Origin of the sequence: Bacteroides finegoldii DSM 17565 (genome assembly GCF_000156195.1) — a bacterium.
GTDB lineage: Bacteria > Bacteroidota > Bacteroidia > Bacteroidales > Bacteroidaceae > Bacteroides > Bacteroides finegoldii.
The window spans coordinates 55678-76487 of record NZ_GG688324.1 but is presented as its reverse complement, the minus strand read 5'-3'; the positions used below and the strand labels follow the sequence as shown (position 1 = coordinate 76487).

Sequence of the window (20810 nt, the reverse complement as noted above, 5' to 3'; positions counted from 1 at the left end):
GTGGTTATTATTACAATGCAAAGATGCACCCTTTTTAGGACAGAAACGTCCTAAAATGAATCAAAACCGTACAAAAATCATTCAATGCATATAAAAAGAAAGTTATGGAAGGCACATAAAGCCTTCACATAACTTCTACCAATAATTAATCCTTAAACAATCTTTCTATTAAAACTAAACACACATCTATCTATTTACTTTGGGGAATAATCAAAAAACTAAACCCACACGGTCCGCCACCTCCATTTTCCAACCGAACCAATACTTTATTCCATCCCTGTCGGAACTGAAAAGGAGCAATATGTTCATCAATATTATACCAACTAGTGCCATAATCACGCCATACATCTTTTCCATTAATCCATACACGTCCACTATCATCCGTGCCAATAGCCACCAACATTGTGGTTGCCTCATCAAAATAAAGTTCTGTATAGGCATAGTAGGTCGAATGTCCCGTAGTCACAGGCGGTACATTATGCATTGATTCACTCTGCATAAACTTCCATCGAAGTGCTCCGTCAAGCCGTACTTCATCACCAATAACTTTCAATGGATCAGAATCTGTCTCTGCAATACCTGTACCAACTTGCCCATCAGTGTACACTGCATCAAAATCAATAGATATTTCAGGCGGATGAACAATGGAGAAATCCTCTCGACCAAAGCTCTCCCAAGGCCCAATCATATACCATGTATTGATATAAAGCCATCCCTTACGCTTAGCGTCTTTTGAAAAACGCCGCCCCGGCAAAGCCTGTGCCCGTACCATCTCTTTACTCAATTTCGAACCGGAATAGGCACTGAACGTACCTGTGCCACCTCCTGGAGCAGAAACTTCTCCACTACCTCCCATACCACTACCAGTGCCATTTCCACTACCACCCAATCCTCCACTACCCGGCTTGCCATTACCTTGCCCCATACCCGGATTTCCAGCCTGCCGCACTGCACCAAAAAGACCTTCCAAACGTGATTGCGCTAATCCAGCCTGCCGGGTAGCCTGCCCGAGTAATCCACGATAGTTATTCAAATCAGCAGTACTCTCTATCTGCAATCCTCCACTCGCATTACTACTCGCCGAAGTCATCCACTCATTTCCCCTCAACTGCATTTTTATCAATTCATCAAAACCTGGCATACGCGAAACACCCGCTTTCAACGAACTATATACTTCGGGAAACGACTGTCCTTTAGACAATGATTGTTTAGCAGCATTCACTGCCAAATGGTTTTGCTGAATCTCCGCCTCATAATCACGCAATGCACTGTAGAGTTCTTCCACCGAAGCATTGACCGGCGGATTATCTGCTTGAGGAATCGCCCGTGCTTTCGATGTATCATTTGCATCATCAGGAGCCCCCCAAGGCAGTTTTCTCTTTTCAACCTTCGTTAACAGATCATCTTTCCGCCGTCTCATTGTTTCGGCCATCGTCCGAAACTTTTTAATTTGTTCGCCCAAATTTTTCTTTACCAAGAGCTCTGATTGCTCCACTAACTGCCTGGCGTAATTAGCAGGCAACGCTCGTTGTGCCTGCTCCTGTTTCATCTTTTCAGTCAAATTCTTCCGGGAGTTTTGATTTTTCTGCTGTTTCATATGCAGATTCATAGCCTCCTGATCCGGTGATGGCATCATCCATATATAAAGTGCACCTCCCGCAAAACAAATCAGAGCTATCAGCCATGATAAGAAAACCGTCAGACGGCTACTCCCTGTTGTAGTTTTCGTCATATGTCCTGATTCCTATATTACTTAAATTATAAAACTGACAAGCATCCATCACTTCCACAAACCGTCCGAATGGAGTATGCCTGTCCATATCAATACGGATACGCTTTCCCGGATCGGTAATGCACGTCTGTCGCAATTGTTCCATCATAAAATTAGTAGAACAAGGTTGCCCATCCCAATAAAAATTTCCTTCCGCATCCAGTCCCACAATCGCTTGCTTATCATCCGGCTTTAATTTAATAGCCGATTGGGAAGTAGGCAAGTCCACAGGAATATCCCTGTTTTTCACTTTTGTCATAGTAGACACCAAAAAGAATATAAGTAACAGGAACACACAGTCTATCAAAGGAGACATCGAAACTTCCGGTTCCTCTTCGTTATTAAATAATGATAATCTCATAGGCTTATTCAATAAGGTTTACTTCCAAGACGTACACGTGTATGCGTGAACCCCTGTATCTGGCACTGATCAAATATCTCAATCACAGTATTCACCGGCACTGTGCGGTAGGCTGTCACATCAATATTCGTTTCCACTCCCCGGCTATTACGCAAATCAACCAGAAAAGCATCCAAATCTTTCAGTGGCACGTAAACACTCTCACCCGAATAGGCATCATGTCCCACCACCTGATAAATTTTCTTCTTCTCATCCACAGCGATAATCACAGCCTCTTCTCCTGATCGAGTGGTAGACAGGCTCGAAGTCATCGTAGGAAGTGTCAGCGGAATCTGCATTTCCCATTTTTTCATCATCGTAGTCACCAAAAAGAAGATAAGCAATAGAAATACACAATCTATCAATGGAGACATTTGCACTTCTACCTTGTCATCTTCATCATAGTTCAGTCTCATGATTTTCCTCCTTATTATCCAGATATAATTTGGTTATCACATTTTCCACTTCTACTTCCACCAATGAAGCCATACGCATGATACGGTTTTTGATAATAAAATACAATGCGATGGCAGGAGCTGCTATAATCAAACCGGCAGCAGTTGTTATCAATGCTTTGGAGATAGAATCGGATAAAATAGATGCACCACCTTCATCACCATAAAGAGCCACCAAACCGAATGCCTCGATCATACCGACAACTGTTCCTAACAGACCAATCAACGGAGCCAATGAAGCAATAACAGACAGAGGATAAATACGCGCCAGATGGGTACGGATGTCACGTGCAGCCATATCACCTGCAGTTTGGCTGACAGCCTCACGCCCGGCTTTCACATGCTCAAATATGAACCGTAACGAATTCGCCAGTGTAGAAGGATATTTATCACAAGCAGCCAATGCTCCTTTCAAATCACCGTTTACCAAACATTCATTGACACTCTTACATAAAGGTTCCGGAGCCAAACGACCTTGGCGCGAAGTAATCAGTCGTTGGAGCGCAATAACAAGTGCAATTAATCCCAATAAATATAAAGGATACATCATTGAACCACCTGCTTTAATTTGTGCTCCCCAATCTATTTGCACACCTTGATCGGCAGCAACACTATCTGTTGCAGCTTCATCATACATCAGAGCATCATCTCTTTCCTCAACTGGTACGGCTGTAGCAATCTCGCTTGGAAGCACTTTGGGAGCATTTTTTATATCCTCCTGCGTCTTTGCCAAAAAGATTTCATCAAAGCCGGCATCCCGTCTTTCAGGACAAATAAATGATATTCCGGTTAAAGTGATATTACCGAAGTCTTTCCAAAGGTCACGTGTCATTACCACCCAATGTCCGGGCATATCGCCAAGATTAAGACCTTTCAACTGATTGATCAGATCTTTCGGTTTTCCGGCAATGTAGGAAAAGTCATACTTCTTTCCCTTTTGACCGGCAGATTCTTCGGAAACATTAAATTGCATCCCGATTTGCTCCCCTCCCCATTTTATCCATGCAAAAGTAATATAACGATATTCACCCGGTCCAGGATTCTCACGAATAGGAATAGACAATCCTGTTAACTCGGCAGGACTTTTAGAGGCTTCTACATATATGTAGTTTTCAGACTTCTTCGAATATCCTCCATGTCGAACATATCTATGATCCGACTTAGTCCACTGTGCGCCATCTGGTACTCTTGTACTAAACAACTCATATAAACCTTTACCTGTTTTACCATTAGTCTGCGCACCAACCTGCAATGTAAAGAGCAATGCTGCTCCTAAAACGAACATCATCATAATGTTCTTCTTTAAATAAGTTTTCATACCTGTGTAGTCCATGTTATTCTAATTTATTTCTTATACTTAATTATCCGAATTCACAATTGCAAAGTTGGGAAAAATCTGATATATTGATGTACTCAAATAACTCAAAAAGGTTCAACTTTTCAAAAGTTCGTTGACAAAAGGTCTATTAATCACTCAAAATGGTCCAAGAATAAACCAAACATGAAATTGTCACTAAATAATAGTTGCAGATATTCATTTGATAAGATACTTTTGTGTAAATCCAATTATATTTTATACATGAGAAAATATCCGCTACACAATTTAAAAATCACATTTCTCATGCTGGAGATATTCTTCTCCTGCAACATCATTCATGGACAAATATTAAAAGGGAAAATAATAGATTCCTCTACTTTGGAACCCATTCCGTTTGCAACCATCTATGTGACTCCTGATATTAGCAAAAGCACTACCACCAACATAAACGGAGAATTCAGCCTAAACGAGATTTTATCACAAGACTCAATAAGAGTCTCTTATGTGGGATATGAAACACAAACATTAAAATATCCTTTTGATTGGAAAAACGGTTGGATCATCTCTCTAAAAAGCCAAACTTACAAGCTGCCACAAGTTATTGTCAGCAATATCAACCTAAGACAATTAGTGAAGAACATACGAAAAAAATGGAAACATAATTACCCTTCCCACTATCCAATACTAGAAGGAACCTATCGTAAGCAAGAAATTGAAGACAATGAACTTGTTACCCTTGGGCAATGTCGTATGACATTGCAGATGCCCACCGCCAACAAACTGGAATCTGGCGAAAGACCTAAAGTAAACATCAAAAACAGAATGATACTGAACCCTATAGAAACATCTGGCAGAAACCAGTTAGGAGTATTTCTTTGTATAGAACCTATGCCCTATCCTTTCTTTATAGAATTAGCCTCTGATAGTTATGATAATTATTTATGGCTAATAGAACAAATAATCCCAGAAAGCGATAATAATGAAACTTACAAAATAAGGTATCAAGGTATCAAAGCTCCCTACTTACAACACAGAGGGTATTTCTATGTCTCTAAAAAAGACAATGCACTTCTCTCCGCGCATATCGAACGACCGGTCAGCGATCTTCCTTGCAGCAATCCGGACGTTTTTTTTCATTCTACCCGCTATGTATGGGATATATTCTATCATAAGGTAGATGAAAAATACCAATATTCTTATATGAGAACAGAATATATCACGAAATATTCTAATCAACTCACAAATAAAGAATCTGAATATAGAATCGTCATCGATTATCTGGTCGATAAAAGGACTCCGGTCAAAAAGTCGACAACAGCTTTCAATACCTATCTCCACGATCCATTTAGAAATATTCGAGAGATTCCCATAAAACTAATCACATCATTTACCAAAATATTGCCAGATTATGAATAAGATACAGACTTTCGTTTTCATTCTATCCGTATTTCTTTCTATCGAAGCAATACACGCACAGATTAATAACAATATGGATAAGTCTATTATTATATCCACTTCTGAAGATCTTTACCAACTTGCCTGTAAGGTAAACCAAGGAAATAGTTTTGATGGTGTGCATATAAAATTGGCTAATGACTTGCTTCTAAATGATACTACCGGGTGGCAACAATGGAAAAAAGGAAACTCCCGGCTCCGTCCATGGACACCTATTGGGAATGCTCAATCTCCTTTCCGAGGTGACTTCGATGGACAAGGACATACGATCTATGGAATATATATGAACGAAAGCAGTAATAATCAGATTTATCAAGGATTATTCGGATTCTTAGAAGATGGCAGTATATCTCATGTCCATATCCGCTCTTCTTTTTTTATTGGTCATAATTTCGTAGGTGCTATATGCGGGTACATAAAAGGAACCTATCTAAAGGGAATAGCACAAATCGATCATTGCAGTAATAACTCAAGTGTAGAAAGTTCACGCAACCACGCGGGAGGTATCGTAGGGTTTTCAGAAGGTTGCAACCGGATCATTAATTGCAGTAACAATGGTATGGTTAAGGCTAAACGGTGCGCAGGAGGAATTGCAGGCTACTTCCAAGATGGCACAATCATTAACTGCTACAACAGAGGGCGCATTCATATCCTCTACGAATCAGCCGGAGGAATCATTGGCGAATATTACGAGAATCCTTACAGAGGGTTTACCGAATCTGATACGATTGCCAATTGCTATAATACAGGAATTGTGAGCGGACGAGATGTTGTAGGTGGCATCATTGGTAATCTTCAACTCTATTCCAAAGAATTTGTCCCACAAAAGATACATATTGATAACTGCTACAACGCTGGTATGTTGAAGAGTACCTATCCGGTAACCACGGATGGACTTATAGGATGCTACACATATTATCAAACAGAGCAAGAAGTATTCAGTTCTTTAAAATTGAATAGAGGAAGTCTTAAAAAACAACTAAAAAATATGATACCACAAATTGTTTATGGGCTCAATCCTCGTAATAGCCTCACAACAAAGGAAGATAACGATCTTAACGATCCTGCCCACATACATAGAGGAACAGGCACTGTCCGGCGTATAGAACGATATAGCGCGAAAAGTTATTGGAGTGATCTGTGTTGTAGTCCTGTCAATCTCACTCAACCACGTTTCAATACCCATAAAATAGCAGAAGAATATTGGAGTGAATTGATGCGATACTCCCAACATTGTAAGCAATTCGAACGTTGTGAGGACGCATCAATGAAAGCCCATGCATTTGTCAAACGACTCAACAAATGGGTAAAAGAAGAAGAAAAAAAACTGAAAAAAAAGAAAAGACAAACATCTTTATACTTAGAGTGGCAAACAGATGCAGAAAAAATCAATGAAGGTTATCCTATATTCATAGAATCAGAAAAGAATTAAAACAATGAAAAAAATATATTTGCTTTCATTCATCATTCTACTACTGTGCTATATCCAACCGGTAAAAAGCCAACACACGCTAACGAATCCGTCTTTACAAAGCAAACATCTCAACAATGTGGCACAACAAATCAATCTGTATTTCCAAGAAAAGATTCACTTACATATTGACAAAAACACTTATCTGACCACAGACACAATATGGCTCAGAGCCTATCTGGTACATGCAACTTTCCATACTCCATTACCTATCAGCAGATATACCTATATCGAGCTTATCAATCCCTTGGGAGCTATCGTGGAACGCATACAACTCAAAGCACGCAGACGGCTCTTCTTTGGACATATTGCTTTATCTGACACATTACCCGATGGTGATTATACTCTAAGGGCATATACTGATTATATGGCAAACACTACTAAAGATTATCTTTTCAAGAGAAAAATTAAAATCATTTCTCCCAAATGGGGCAATGTAAAAATGAAAGTAACCACAAAAGGAACTACACCAAACAGCTCACAACTCATTTTCCAATTTAATCATAACGATTCTCTTTTCTCTGTTCATCACCTTGAAGCCATCCTAAAAAAAGGAAAGAGTCATATTCCCGAAAGACAAAAACGAAAAGATCAGTTCGAAGTAGAATTTACGGAGAAAGTGATGGAAACGAATAGGAGTTTTCGCCTCCGACTAACAGACCGATTGGACAATAAATACGAGCGTTTTTTACCTATAGCCACTGATAAAGAACAGTACAATGTGTTCTTTTACCCCGAAGGAGGCAGTCTGGTTAACGGAGTTTCTAACCGGATAGCCATCAAAGCAATAGGAAATAGTGGGAATACAACAGCTCTCTCTCTTTGCATACGTGATGACGCAGGTGATTCTCTGACTGTTGCTACGACTAAAACAAGTGGTGTGGGAGTTTTTGAAATAGTGCCACAAAACGGCAAACAATATTATGCCCACTGTATGAATCTATACGGTACTTCAAAAATCATCCCGTTACCCAATGCCCGCAGCTCTTATGGACTTAGAATAGAAGCAACAGACTCTACTTTTCAAGCGCACCTACAAACTTCAACCGCCGGCATATCACAACCACTTTACTTGATAGCTCATGTTCGCGGAGCCATCGTATCATCCCAGTTATGGAAAAATCAGCAAACAGATATTATTCTCGACAAGAAACTTTTCCCCGAAGGGATTATTCAATTTATGTTATTGGACCAACAACTAAACCCTCTATGCGAACGGTTGGTCTTCTCCAAAAACTATCGTACAGGAAATTGCTATATTACAACAAACAAAACCGAATATGGTAAACGAGAGTCCATAACAGTAAACCTCACAATTAATGACCCTACAGGTAATCCTGTACAAAACTATTTTTCTGTTTCTGTTACCGATGCTGAAACAACTTCTCCGGACACTTGTCACACTATACAAAGTTCACTTCTACTTACTAACGAACTAAAAGGAAATATCTCCAGTCCGGCTTTATGGCTCACTGATGAAAAAAAAGAGGCTCTCGACTACCTAATGATGACTCATAAATGGGAACGCTATTCGATTCCAGCTATATTAAAAGGACAGTACGAAATCCCTCATGCAAAACCCGAACAAGACATGTGTATTCAAGGAAAAACATATACTCAACGACCTTTTATCGGCAATATAGGAAAGACTTCGGACAGGCATGCTGTAATTGTTACAGGTACGAAAAACATGGCTGGATATCAAGAGATTGTAATGACAAACTCAAACGGAGAATTCAAATTCGATCAATTAGATTTCCCTGAAAATTCAGGTTTCCGTATTCTTGTTCGTCAATCCGAAGGAAAAGTAACAGACAGCCTGAATATCATCCCCAAAAGATTCCCAGTACCCAATGATCCGTTTCCCCAAGAACCTCTACAAGAATCAATCTTTTCCAATGCTGAATCGGAGAATCTGACTAATTTCCAACGCATCGGCAACAGACATTACCTATTACATGAAGTGAAAATAAAATCTCCCTACTGGGGAACTTCCAATTACCAAACTCTAACAGAAAAAGAGATCAGTCTTGCCAATGACATGAAACAAGTACTACAAAAAATGGGATTGAAAAACATCATGCGTGACTACAATTCTTTCCAATACTTTCACAATGGTACACCTGTTGTAATCTTTTTAGATAATTATTTATGTGATCCCAGCGTACTTATCAACTGGCTTAGCCCTGAATATTTACGTGAAATTACTTTTATAACAGATGTAAACCGCAGCTATGTTAATGAAATGCTGAAAGGTACCCGCGAATGGAGTACAAAGTTACTTGATGAATATGGGCAAAAAGATCTATGTGAGCTTCTTCTTCAAATTGACCGTACAAAAAACAAAGTAGCCGTACTTAATGCCACTACTAAGTCTAACTTCGATTCACGCTGTTTCGGATTCAACAGTAATAAGTATATCTCCCCTTGGAAATATGGAAAAACGCAACTCTCCATTTACCCACTAGGCTACCAACTTCCAGTTGAATTCTACTCTCCTCAATATGATAATATCTCTTCAAAAGAAAACCTTGTACCAGACCTGCGCACTACATTATTTTGGAAGCCTAATATAAAAACGGATATTAACGGACGAGCAACCTTTACATTTTATACTTCCGACAATCCCGGACCATTTTTCATCATTGTAGAAGGAATCACAGATAAAGGAGAAATGATACGAGCTACAAAATTAGTTCATTAATACACGGTTATGGATAAAATTCTTCTGCCTAACAGCGATTGGAGTTATTACTAACAGTAAGGCAGGAAATATGATACTGCAATAATAACTTGTCTGACACCCGGGTCTCGTGCTGCCTGACACCCGGGTGTCAGCATGTTCAACACCCGGGTGTTGGTATGTATGAGACCCGGGTGTCGTACAAGTTAATTCTACTAAGTGGAATAGACGCAAAGCTATACTATTCTAGTTCTGTATAGTATAAGTTTACTCCATGTTTATACCGTTTCAAAGTTACTTTTGATTATCCTATATTTATGGCAGTACCTTATATTTTGAAGAAGTACTTAGTATAATACGAACAGCGTTTCCGGGTAGTTGTCTCAATTTTCCCTGATATTCGACACGGCCCGCCCCCGTTCCCCGATGTTTATTAAAACTTATCTTTTCAAAACCTTCCTTTGAAAGAATAATCTTCAAAGAAAGGCTCCCTTTAAATCTTTTTGTCTTATACCTATAGTCAATATCATCATCACACATCAAAGATTCCAAATTAGTATTATGCAACAAATTAAGTTCTGTAATAAGAGTAGAACAGACATCCAAAGACCGCAATTTTATGTTTTCTTTTAAATCCAAAGAACTTATGGTATTTCCCGAACAGTCCAGTTGCTCCAACTCTTTATTGCCACTTACATCTATAGAAGAAAGTCCATTAGACTGACATACCAATAGATTCAGATGTGGGAACTTTCTAAAATCTATCGGTTGAGATAAATCCGATTCTGAGTAATCAAGCTCTTTTAAATAATTCATATTTTGCTCCGCTGTTTGTTCCGGCAATGTCAATGACTTTAGTTGACGATAGTCATTTCCTTCTACCATAATACCACCACCTGTACCGCCTTGGTTTCCACAAACTATAGAATACAGCTTTTTAAGGTGAGCAAAGTCTAATGCATGAATATAATTACCCGCACAATTCACAATCTCCAATTGCAAATTGGCAGAAAGATCTAAACTTTGCAACTTACACCATCTACAGTTTAACTCTTTCAAATAAGGCAGACGACTAAGATCTAGTGATTCCAAAGAATTCCCATTACATATCAACTTACTCACCCCATCCCGCAATTGGCGGTTATCCGGTAAAATAAGTTGGACCAATGTCCCTCCTCTCGGATCTCCATCCATCTGAAAACGTTCTTTTTGTCTATTCACTACAATCTACTTCAAACTGATATTTCGATGCAGATCGAGTTTTGACAAGAAATTTCCGGAACAATCTAATATTTCTAAACGACGATTATTCCTTAAATCAAGTCCCCTCAAAGAACAACCAACGCATTTCAGCACACGTAACAGCTTATTGTGGTTGACATCCAGCATCTCACCAACATAATAATTTTGTATTTCAATTACTTCCAATTTTGGGTTTCCAGACAAATCCAACAATATAGAATCCGTTTTGGAGAAAAGGCTCCTTTTTAAGGATAACTCACGAAGATTCACAAAGCATTCCAGCCCACTCAATGAATACAATAAACAGTCAGTATTATTCATCTTTATCTGCAACCTGGTAACAGCCTCAACTTCGGAACGCATAATACAAGCAGTATCTGCTATAATTTTCAAGTTCTTCAGTTCCTGTCGAAAAACTAAACTAGCAAACTTAGATGTAATATCTTCATCTTTCAGTTTATCTTTCGCTGTCATTTGACTACTACCAATAGTCAGCAACAGAATAATCGCCCATATTAATGTCTGTTTCATAATTTCTATATTACCATACAATAATAATCTTAAAGTATTTTCTTATCTTTCCAGATAAACCTCTAATGGTTCCATTCCCCACTTATCTTGATTATTTTTATGACAGCAATACACTTTTTTGTCTTTAAAAAAAACATATTACAGGAAAAGAATAACGATCTCTAACCAAAGCGAAAAACATCCCATCATCCGAATGGTTCCTCGCAAATTCGACTTCTTCGTATCTAAGCCCTCCTAATCCGATACTCCATGATTCGGTCCCCTTTGCACTTCTTATTTTCTCTATAAGCTTATCAGCGAACTCTTGCCCGAAAAGCTCTACATTCGCTCTATACATCTTTGGATTCATATCCTTTGTAAAATGACTATTATCAGTATATACAGCCCGAAAATACATCGTCTCTCCTTTTTCATTTTGCCCATAAAAACAGACTATATCTTTACTCATTTGAAAGAGTTCCGCATCTTCGTTCATATCTTTCCACGTCCTTGATACTACAATTGTCGGCACGAATTTGACTGTCGATTTTAAATATGGAAATAATCCTTGTTTATATCCAGTCCGCTCTAACGCTATATCAGAAGCTAGCCGTTTGAGTATAGTATCTTGGATATTTCTATCTACATCAGAAAGTAACTTACATCCAAGAGTAAGCCGGTTAATGAGTAAGTTCTTTTTTGTCACTTTAGTACTAGCACCAACTTCTGTAGCCAACTTACAAGGTGCTCCTTGAGCAACTCCATTCAAAGGGATAACCACCCCTAAGACAGCCATTTCAGAAACTAAATATTTCAGGAATAGTCCCCCTGACAATTTAAATTTCAAGCTAAAATGCTTCATAAGGTATCTCCTCTTCTTCCGAAAAAAATCATTATCTTCTTAAATAATCCTCCAATGGTCTCATACCCAACTCGTGCTGTTGCATTTCACAACAATAATAAGGCTTGTTATTCACAAAGAAACAGACACGTGGATATGTTCTCCCTCTGGTCAGAATGAAAAAAGAACCATCATCAGAATGTTCTCTTGCATATTCAAATTTTTTATGTCCCGGGTCTTGTGGGGATACTACAATAATTTCCCATCGTTCAGGACCTTTGGCATTTCTCAATTTCTCAATTACCCTATCAGCATACTCTTGCCCGAACATCTCAACCTGGTCTCTATACATCCGAGGATTAGTTTCTTTTGTAAAATTACTCCTGTCTGTATATAAAGCATAGAAGTACAGAGTCTCCCCTTTTTCATTCTGTCCATAGAAGCTAGCAAAATCTTTTTGAGGCATCAGTATTTTATCAGAATCTGTAATAGACGGTAAAGATGGCGTATCAATTACCGGTACAAATTTTATAGTAGAATCTATTAAAGGCAAAGACAAGCCTTTTCTATGATTATACCAGTCTCTGGCTATATTAAGTTTTAATCGTTCAAGTACAGTATCTTGAGCATTCTCATCTATTTCAATAAGTAAACTGCAGTTGGGAGTTAGATTGCTAATCGCACGAGTTATTGCAATATCTTTTTGAATAACCTGATTAGAAACATTATTAACGTATACGCCTTGTTCACTGCATGAAAAGAGCACTAATTGAACAAAAGAGAAAAACAATAAATATGTTGATTTCATAATTAGATAATTTTATTTACAGTATATTATATTATATGTATCATTAATTTCAGTAAGTGTAACTTCTCTTATACTTTCAAACGCTGGGTTCATTAAGTATATTTTTGATTTAGGATCATCCCAACTATTATTATACAGTTTAGATCCTAGAAAAACAACACAATGTCCTGTATTTCCATCCATATCAATAAAAAAAGTAATTGATGGATTACCCTCATCGTTTTTAGAAATCTTCCTTATAAAACTTCCCATACTAGATTCTGAAAACCCTTCAGACAAAAGATATGCATCCAAGGACTCTCCAGAGACACCAAATTTCTCATAAATATCTGAAGAGTTACAAGTTTCATCAGCATCAGCCTCCAGTTTATCTATAGCATCTTTAAAGTCCTCATCACTTACTAATTGATATGGATTAGATGCACCATTCATATAAAAGCGATGCAGAAAATTAAAACAATGAGTACATTGCGGCAGACTCGTATTTAAAGACTCCAAGCATGCATAAACACACCAATATTCATACTTTTGAGTGATCCTTGTTACTGCACTACTGAAATCGATTTCTTTAGTCAACTCGCTGCTTGCTCCCTGAGCAAACCCATTCAAAGGAATTATTATTCCAAAGATTGCAAACTTTAGAACTAGATATTTCAGTATTACACACCTTGACAATTTAAATTTCAGACTAAAATGTTTCATAAGACACTCCCCCCCTCTTTCCACCAAAGTGAAACCGTTACCTCCTTAAACAATTCTCCAATGGCTCCATACCCAACTCGTGCTGTTGCATTTCACAACAATAATAAGGCTTGTTATTCACAAAGAAACAGACACGTGGATATGTTCTCCCTCTGGTCAGAATGAAAAAAGAACCATCATCAGAATGTTCTCTTGCATATTCAAATTCTTTATATCCCGGGTCTTGTGGGGATACTACAATAATTTCCCATCGTTCAGGACCTTTGGCATTTCTCAATTTCTCAATCACCCTATCAGCATATTCTTGCCCGAACAGTTCAACCTGGTCTCTATACATCCGAGGATTAGTTTCTTTTGTAAAATTACTCCTGTCTGTATATAAAGCATAGAAGTACAGAGTCTCCCCTTTTTCATTCTGTCCATAGAAGCTAGCAAAATCTTTTTGAGGCATCAGTATTTTATCAGAATCTGTAATAGACGGTAAAGATGGCGTATCAATTACCGGTACAAATTTTATAGTAGAATCTATTAAAGGCAAAGACAAGCCTTTTCTATGACTATACCATTCTCTGGCTATATTAAGTTTTAATCGTTCAAGTACAGTATCTTGAGCATTTTTATCAATCTCAGTGAGTAAACTACATCCTGGCGTTAATTGATTAATCGCACGAGTAACTACCATATCCTTTTTTATTATTTGTTTTGAAGTACTGTCAGCGTATACACCTTGTTCACTGCATGAAAGACACACTAACTGCACAAAAAATAAGATTAATAAATATATTGTTCTCATAATACTACTATTTACTATAAACCATTGAATATGTATTGTTTAAATCAGTAAGAGTGAATTCTCTCTCAAATCCAAAATAAGAATCCATCAGATAAATCCTTGAATTACAATCATCCCAACTATTATTAGATACTTTTAAAATTAACAAATTTACTCATATTACACCTCCCTTCTAACATCCTTTGCAATATAAACATTTTCATACATTTATCCTAAAACCAAACGTAGACAAATAAGAAAAGCACCTCATTTGTCTACGTTTAATAACAATATAAACATTCAACGAACCTCAATTACACATAAAGTCTTCGGATAAACTCTGTTAAATGATACTCATCTTCAACTCTCATCTTTTTCTTTATACGATACCTTCTTGTCCGAAAAGAAGCTAACAAGACATGAAACTGACGAGCAATCTTTTCATGAGAAACTTCTAATCGCAATAGAACAATAATATGAATATCCTCTTCCGATAGCAAAGGGTAATCCTGTCGTAGTTTAACAACAAAGTTATCCTGTTTTTTATTAAGATGTTGTTCCACGGTTTCCCAATCATCTTCTTTTATTTGAGGAAAGATATCCTTCCACAGTTCTGAGTCATTCATCTTCGGGCAAATCTCGCCATTCTTCAGAACTTGCATAATTATTTATAAATTTAAAACCATCCAGAATTGTATTTGTCGACATATTCAACCAATAAAGAACTTGTGGAACAACCAGCGTGTTCTCCATTATTAGATTACCAGTTGACACATAAGTCGGAAACGTATTAGGTAACTCAACAAATGCTTTCTCTTTAAATGTTCCGCTATTTTGTTTATCCAGATTGACATATAACAAATCTAATCCATCCGCTATTTGATTTTTGATAACCAGCGTATCTTGTTTACTAGCATCTTTCACTTCATCCGGATTCAATTTCCAGTATGCAAGTAAATCTTTAAAATGGGCATCATTTGATGATATATCTAATAACGCAGCCTGCTGTGTCAGCTCATTTTCTGTAAGTGCTTTTTTCCATAACCGAATTTCTGATACATAAAATGAAGTGGGAACATGGTCGCAAATACGCAATGGAGATTTGTTATCTGCTACTCCACGAACATCTTTAGTACCTTTTTTCATTATCTTACCATCTAAAGCAACAATCCATTCTCGTGATTGAGCATTGTTCATTGGAGCAACACTAAAACCATAATTATGCCATTGAGGATCATTAAATGCTGCCACCGCTTCTTCTAAAGCTCCAGTAGATCCCTCAATACGAAGAGAAGCGGTTTCTCTTTGCCGAAAAATTCCCCAACTGCCGCTTTTTGAGAAAATAGCATTCCAATTATCACCTTTGTAAGATCCATCCTTACGGGGATTCATACGCATGATAAATTCCACAGAAAAACTAGAATTTTCCCCTATTGCATATTTAATGTTTGTAGAAACCGTATCTAAAACAATTCCTTGTGCTTTGGACGAGTCAAAATAAGCTCCATACATTTTTTTTCCTAGCATCCTCTGTTCCGTATAATGCGGATAGTAGAATATCCCAAACGTATTTCGTTCCTCTGGGGAGTTTCCCCCATAACTACCGTCTTCTTTTCCACCATGATTAGATGTTACAACAACCAGCCAGTCCTCATAAAAAGCATTTTTTCTTTCATCAATTGCCTGCAAGAATTCACCAATATATGCATCTATATGCTGAAGCGCTGTGATATAATTGGCATTATTGGCGGAAAATCCTCCTGATTTACCTGCTTCTAACATACCCGAGAAACTTAATAGCGTAAAATTAAAATCACTATTTTTCAGATGTTCCAATATCACGTTTTTGGTTTCCTCATCATTCGCAGTAGTTACGGTCTTTTGTGCTGCATTCAATAAATTCTTATTCAACTTGTCCCAAGGGGTTACGCATAATGTCGGGTTTTCTGAATCATTATCTGCAATATGATGTAGAATCGTTGGATATTGAATCACTTTCTCATTCGGATTACTCGGATCGTATTCCATATTGGCCACATACGACTCATCTGTAATCTGATGTTTTTCAGGATTTACTCCAGTCATCATAGTTGCCCAAGTTACAGGGTCCTCACTACCCTCTTTCTGTAAAGTGCGGTTATCACTTAACCCCACCCATGAGTATTTACTATGTTTCAGCATTTTGGCAATAGTACCATCCTGAGGCATCTTCTTCTCTACTATACTTCCGACCGCTCCATCTATATTGATCCAAAGAACTTTACGGTGGATAGTTGTTGATATCACAGAATCAGAGTCAAACCCATCCTCTGCAATCCCATCCGGTGCCTCATACGTAGTACAAGAATAATGAAGGGAAATGATAAGTAATCCGACTACCCCAACAATAACTATATTTATAAGCTTTTTCATATATGATTTCTTTTATGGTTTCTTGTAATAAGTTCCAAACTCTGCGAAAGAATGGTACTTCTTCTGATTTGCTTTTTCTTCCTCTGTCAAATCTGAATCACTTTTAAACACGATCGTATTGGGATTTGAGATTTTAAGACGAAGATATCTGGCTTGAGTTCTCGGGCAATCAAAGAAACGCTCGTTCTTCAAGTTTGCCCTCACTACATTGGGGTCAGTAACCTGCAGCAACGTTTCCCATGGAGCATTGATATCATAAGGATCGGCAACTTCAGAGCCAATATATTCAACATGAACATCAGCCAGGCACTGATTGGAATAACCATTTGCCAAATATACTCCATCAATATCAGAGACTTTGTTCAAATCAAAAATGATATAATAAGGCAACTCCAAAGGTTTGTCATTAATCTTACCAGAACTCCAATTAGTCTTCTTTTCCCCATCAATCAAATATTCAGGTTTTCTGGAATCACCATCATAATTTACGCCATAATCTTTATCATACGCAGACACTTTCCAGTCTCTACGACTATGCCGATAACAATATGAAGATGCATCATAGTCCTTTACCTGTTGAGGATTCAACGGATTATACTCCCATATTTTCTTATCCATTAACGGGTATTGTTCGGCATATTTTCTATCTTCGTCCAACTGCTCCACTCCCCAATAATCAAAGAATGGACATAAATTCTGTTTAAAATAGTCACATAATCTGCGAAAAACATAACTTAGAGTTGAGTTATCAATCGACCGTTCCTCTTTTGCCTTCAGATTCAGGTATTCCATCGCTTCCCAATTGTTATTGTCATAATTAGCCAATTGAATAAGGCTTAACAAGTCGAATGCTTTATATGCTGTCTTATCATCATACTTGGTTGCAGCATCCTCTTTCGCCCATTTACTTGAATCAGCCATAGCATACTCAATAGCTTTAGGGAATAAAGTAGTTATATTCTCTTCACCAGGGAAGATTTCACCAAAGGCATTCTCTTTTGAGAAATTCTTCTTTCCTATCCGGTACAAAGGGATTGCATTAGCCACTGCCCGATAATCAGCAGGCCAAGGATTATTACGTGATCGATAAGTACACATTGAATTGATTGCGCTCAACAAAGCCACAGAATTACCAGTTCTCAATGTTCTAAGGTTTAACATTTCTTCCAGCATATACGTGTTGTTTATCGCAACTATTGCATAGTCGCTATTACGCAAATACAGGTTTCCCAAAACTTGTACATCCAACACAACCCGAAAAGGAAACTCCGGAGCACGCTCCTTTTCTTCCGCATCCTTGTCAATCTTTAATCCATAATATTCGAAGAAAAACTCTTCAATTGCTTCATCCCATTCTTTACCGACTTCCTGCAGGGTGGATGAAATACTTTCCAAATTATCAAGTACACGATCTTTCTGTACGGTAAAAGCGAAATGTTTTCCTCTTATTTCCAACCAAGGAACAGTGGTCTCTGATATTCTTCTCTTCCAATCTTGCAAGTCCGTCTCTCCTATTACAAAATCTGGTGATTTATATACTCCTTCTATTTTTAAAGAACAAGTACCGGAAGCGTTCAGCCCTAAACTTTTTTTAATCCAGATAGGTCCTCCCAATGGATTCTTTATTATATTCTTTCCTGGGAACAAAGCTTTAGCAACATATACCAAAGGCATACGTTGATAAGGGGCCAATTCTGTAAGATCATCCATGTGTGAGCCTACAATTACGCTAAGTCCCATCGTATTATCTTCCACAGTGATAGCTACCTGCTCACCGGCTCCGGCATAAAGTCCCGTACTATAAATCGGCTGTGGCACTTTAGATACTCCTAAAGTGATGGAATCAATATATTGCTTATTCAAATCAAGCTCAATTGTAGCGTTAATCCGTTCTTCTTTCGCTGTATCTACCAATCCCGGAAAAATACGTGCCTTTTCGTACATACTGACATCGATCCCCCCTTCGGTATCTATTGTAATATCCGGCTCACTGGCACCATTATTATCTATACCGTCAGTTATATCGTATTTATAAGCTGTATCACATCCTCCGAGCCACACAGATGTGCCCAAAACGAATAGAAGAATGAATACACAGCTTCTTTTGTTTTTCAATATATTCTTACTCATAACAGTCTATTTATATTTAGTTTTCTTCCATAAAAGTGTATTCAAATGTTTTCCCTACACCTTCAAATTCCCATTCTGAAATAGAAAGTCCCAACCATTGCATAGCTTGTAAAGGGATATCTACATTATTGAAAACAGCTTGATAATAAGAGTCATCCGGAGCCGGAGCTAAGTGCTCTTCAGCAGAATTACCGGTTGTCCATGTTTGATCGGCAAAGGTTATATCAGATTTTCCTGCATATGAATCTGCATATTGCGAAACATTCTTCAAGATAGGATTTTCCAAGTCCTCTTCCCGATCGCATGGCCAGTAACCAATTAAATGATCCCAATATTCATTTTTCACTTCCTCCAGTTTAGTTACTCCGTGATTTTTCTTTATAAATTCTTCAGGTAATGCTACATCATAAAATTGAAGATTCGTCACACAGAATCCAGCGTCACTCTCATTCGGGGAATTCTCTATTTTCCCAATTGTTAACGGGTAATCCGGACACGTCAAGTCTGTTGGTAAAGTCATATTCTGTTGATCTCTATGCGTACTGTAATTCCCGTCTATATAGGCCCTGAACCGAACAGCCTCTCTATCAAATACAAGTGTAACAGTATGCCATTTACCATCCGTACTTACCCAAGGATCAGTGGATTGCTGACTAGTCCACACATCCCGATTTCCAACACGAAATTTAATACGTCCCCCATCACCATGTACATTCCAACCTTTATTACCTTTATGTTTATTGGATTTGGAAAGAATATTCACCTTATTATTCTTTTTAGTGGTAGAGTAATACATAAACTGTACAGTATATGACTTATTATTTTCCATCTCAAATAATTTCGGATCAGCTACAGTAGCAACTGAATTTTGATTATTTCCAGCATACAAAGGAGTAAAATATTTGTAATTAAGTTCACTAGCACTTGGTTTTCCAAGCACTTTGCCTACAAATCGAGAATTATACATCAGTGTAAATGTATTCAGTCGCGGGTCGTCATAATATGAATCAGACTGAACAGTTCCAGAATAAGTACCTCCATAAGTAGAAGTTACAATAATCAACCAGTTTTCTTTTCTATAGTTTTCTCTAGATTCCAAAGCTGTCCGCATTTCACCAATATAGGTATCAATCTCCTGTATAGCTTCAATTACAGTCATTGTAGGATTACCCGAACCATCATAAAAAGCATCCGCAGCACCAGCCTTTTGCACCCCATTAAATTCTACAAGGATAACATCTGACGGCAGATCTGTATCCGAATTAATTTCAGCAATAACAGCACTCTTCACTTGCTGATCACTGTCTAATGTCCGGGCAATATCTGCATTGTTACGAAATGCCTGATAAAAACGATTATCCGCTGTATACAAGCTAATTTTCTTTTCATTATCAAGCTGTTTGATTCTACTTAAAAAAGAAGGAATCTCCAACTCTTCAATAGGTTTCACCTCGCCAGTCGATTCTTCATCCAACCCAATCCCATGAGTTGTAACTCCCGTCATCATATTTGCCCATCCCCGTTCATTGGTAAATACAGGTAACGCTTTATGGCGACTGTCCGCTAAACCCTCAAAAGTGACCACAGCATTGTCTCTCATCGAACGAATATAAGGGACCTTCTGTGTTGTGTAAGCTTCATTTACTGCTTTTCCGGATGCACCATCAATTACAACACATAAAACATGTCCCGTCTGTGCTTGGTTTCCCGATTCCGGATATTCATTTGTTGTCAGCCTCTCTAATGAGTTATCGCAAGACATCATTGTCCATGTTGTCATTCCTATAAAGAGGATTTTGGCAAAAAGACTTGTTTGTATCTTTCTTTTTCTATTCATTTT

Annotated in this window: 17 protein-coding genes; 3 read left to right on the top strand and 14 right to left on the bottom strand. The window is 37.9% G+C overall.

Annotated features, from left to right (window positions below; translation table 11 throughout):
* Positions 1–190: 190 nt before the first annotated feature.
* Genes BACFIN_RS09395 through BACFIN_RS09410 form a run of 4 tightly spaced genes read right to left on the bottom strand, consistent with a single transcriptional unit; the run spans position 191 to position 3959 of the window.
* The gene (locus BACFIN_RS09395; RefSeq protein ID WP_007753656.1) at positions 191–1732 is read right to left on the bottom strand and encodes a hypothetical protein; all 1542 of its coding nucleotides are present in this window, start codon (positions 1730–1732) and stop codon (positions 191–193) included.
* Positions 1707–2132: an ExbD/TolR family protein gene (locus BACFIN_RS09400; protein WP_007753653.1), complete on the bottom strand. Its 426-nt coding sequence runs from the start codon at positions 2130–2132 to the stop codon at positions 1707–1709. Before BACFIN_RS09400 ends, BACFIN_RS09395 begins: the two co-directional genes overlap by 26 nt.
* Positions 2133–2140: 8 nt before the next feature.
* Positions 2141–2587 carry an ExbD/TolR family protein gene (locus BACFIN_RS09405; RefSeq protein ID WP_007753646.1) on the bottom strand — a complete coding sequence of 149 codons (447 nt, stop codon included), beginning with the start codon at positions 2585–2587 and terminating at the stop codon, positions 2141–2143.
* Positions 2571–3959, bottom strand: coding sequence for a MotA/TolQ/ExbB proton channel family protein (locus BACFIN_RS09410; RefSeq protein WP_007753643.1), 1389 nt, complete (start codon positions 3957–3959; stop codon positions 2571–2573). Before BACFIN_RS09410 ends, BACFIN_RS09405 begins: the two co-directional genes overlap by 17 nt.
* 288 nt (positions 3960–4247) lie before the next feature.
* Between BACFIN_RS09410 and BACFIN_RS09415 the strand changes: the two genes are divergently transcribed.
* Genes BACFIN_RS09415 through BACFIN_RS09425 form a run of 3 tightly spaced genes read left to right on the top strand, consistent with a single transcriptional unit; the run spans position 4248 to position 9574 of the window.
* Entirely contained in the window at positions 4248–5360 is a 1113-nt protein-coding gene (locus tag BACFIN_RS09415; RefSeq protein WP_032839608.1) for a carboxypeptidase-like regulatory domain-containing protein, read from the top strand.
* Positions 5353–6831: a hypothetical protein gene (locus tag BACFIN_RS09420; RefSeq protein WP_007753631.1), complete on the top strand. Its 1479-nt coding sequence runs from the start codon at positions 5353–5355 to the stop codon at positions 6829–6831. Before BACFIN_RS09415 ends, BACFIN_RS09420 begins: the two co-directional genes overlap by 8 nt.
* 4 nt (positions 6832–6835) lie before the next feature.
* Positions 6836–9574: a hypothetical protein gene (locus BACFIN_RS09425; protein WP_007753629.1), complete on the top strand. Its 2739-nt coding sequence runs from the start codon at positions 6836–6838 to the stop codon at positions 9572–9574.
* A 294-nt stretch (positions 9575–9868) separates the two neighbouring features.
* Here the strand turns inward: BACFIN_RS09425 and BACFIN_RS09430 are convergent, their stop codons facing one another.
* The 10 genes from BACFIN_RS09430 to BACFIN_RS09470 form a co-directional block, all read right to left on the bottom strand.
* A complete protein-coding gene (locus BACFIN_RS09430; protein ID WP_007753626.1) occupies positions 9869–10747 on the bottom strand; it encodes a leucine-rich repeat domain-containing protein in 879 nt (292 codons plus the stop codon).
* Positions 10748–10780: 33 nt separating this feature from the next.
* Positions 10781–11326 carry a hypothetical protein gene (locus BACFIN_RS09435; RefSeq protein WP_007753622.1) on the bottom strand — a complete coding sequence of 182 codons (546 nt, stop codon included), beginning with the start codon at positions 11324–11326 and terminating at the stop codon, positions 10781–10783.
* Between the two features lie 124 nt (positions 11327–11450).
* A complete protein-coding gene (locus tag BACFIN_RS21250) occupies positions 11451–12167 on the bottom strand; it encodes a hypothetical protein (protein WP_007753620.1) in 717 nt (238 codons plus the stop codon).
* 31 nt (positions 12168–12198) lie between these two features.
* The gene (locus tag BACFIN_RS09440) at positions 12199–12954 is read right to left on the bottom strand and encodes a hypothetical protein (protein WP_007753618.1); all 756 of its coding nucleotides are present in this window, start codon (positions 12952–12954) and stop codon (positions 12199–12201) included.
* A gap of 12 nt (positions 12955–12966) precedes the next feature.
* Positions 12967–13656 carry a hypothetical protein gene (locus BACFIN_RS09445; protein WP_007753615.1) on the bottom strand — a complete coding sequence of 230 codons (690 nt, stop codon included), beginning with the start codon at positions 13654–13656 and terminating at the stop codon, positions 12967–12969.
* Between the two features lie 37 nt (positions 13657–13693).
* Positions 13694–14449 carry a hypothetical protein gene (locus BACFIN_RS09450; RefSeq protein WP_007753613.1) on the bottom strand — a complete coding sequence of 252 codons (756 nt, stop codon included), beginning with the start codon at positions 14447–14449 and terminating at the stop codon, positions 13694–13696.
* A gap of 293 nt (positions 14450–14742) precedes the next feature.
* Complete coding sequence (locus BACFIN_RS09455; RefSeq protein WP_007753611.1) at positions 14743–15054, bottom strand: hypothetical protein; 312 nt, start codon at positions 15052–15054, stop codon at positions 14743–14745.
* A complete protein-coding gene (locus tag BACFIN_RS09460) occupies positions 15047–16840 on the bottom strand; it encodes an alkaline phosphatase family protein (protein ID WP_007753609.1) in 1794 nt (597 codons plus the stop codon). Before BACFIN_RS09460 ends, BACFIN_RS09455 begins: the two co-directional genes overlap by 8 nt.
* 12 nt (positions 16841–16852) lie before the next feature.
* Positions 16853–18970, bottom strand: a complete 2118-nt coding sequence (locus BACFIN_RS09465; RefSeq protein ID WP_007753607.1) for a M60 family metallopeptidase — start codon at positions 18968–18970, stop codon at positions 16853–16855.
* Between the two features lie 16 nt (positions 18971–18986).
* Positions 18987–20807 (bottom strand): LamG-like jellyroll fold domain-containing protein, encoded by a 1821-nt coding sequence (locus BACFIN_RS09470; RefSeq protein ID WP_007753605.1) that lies wholly within the window; start codon positions 20805–20807, stop codon positions 18987–18989.
* Positions 20808–20810 lie beyond the last annotated feature (3 nt).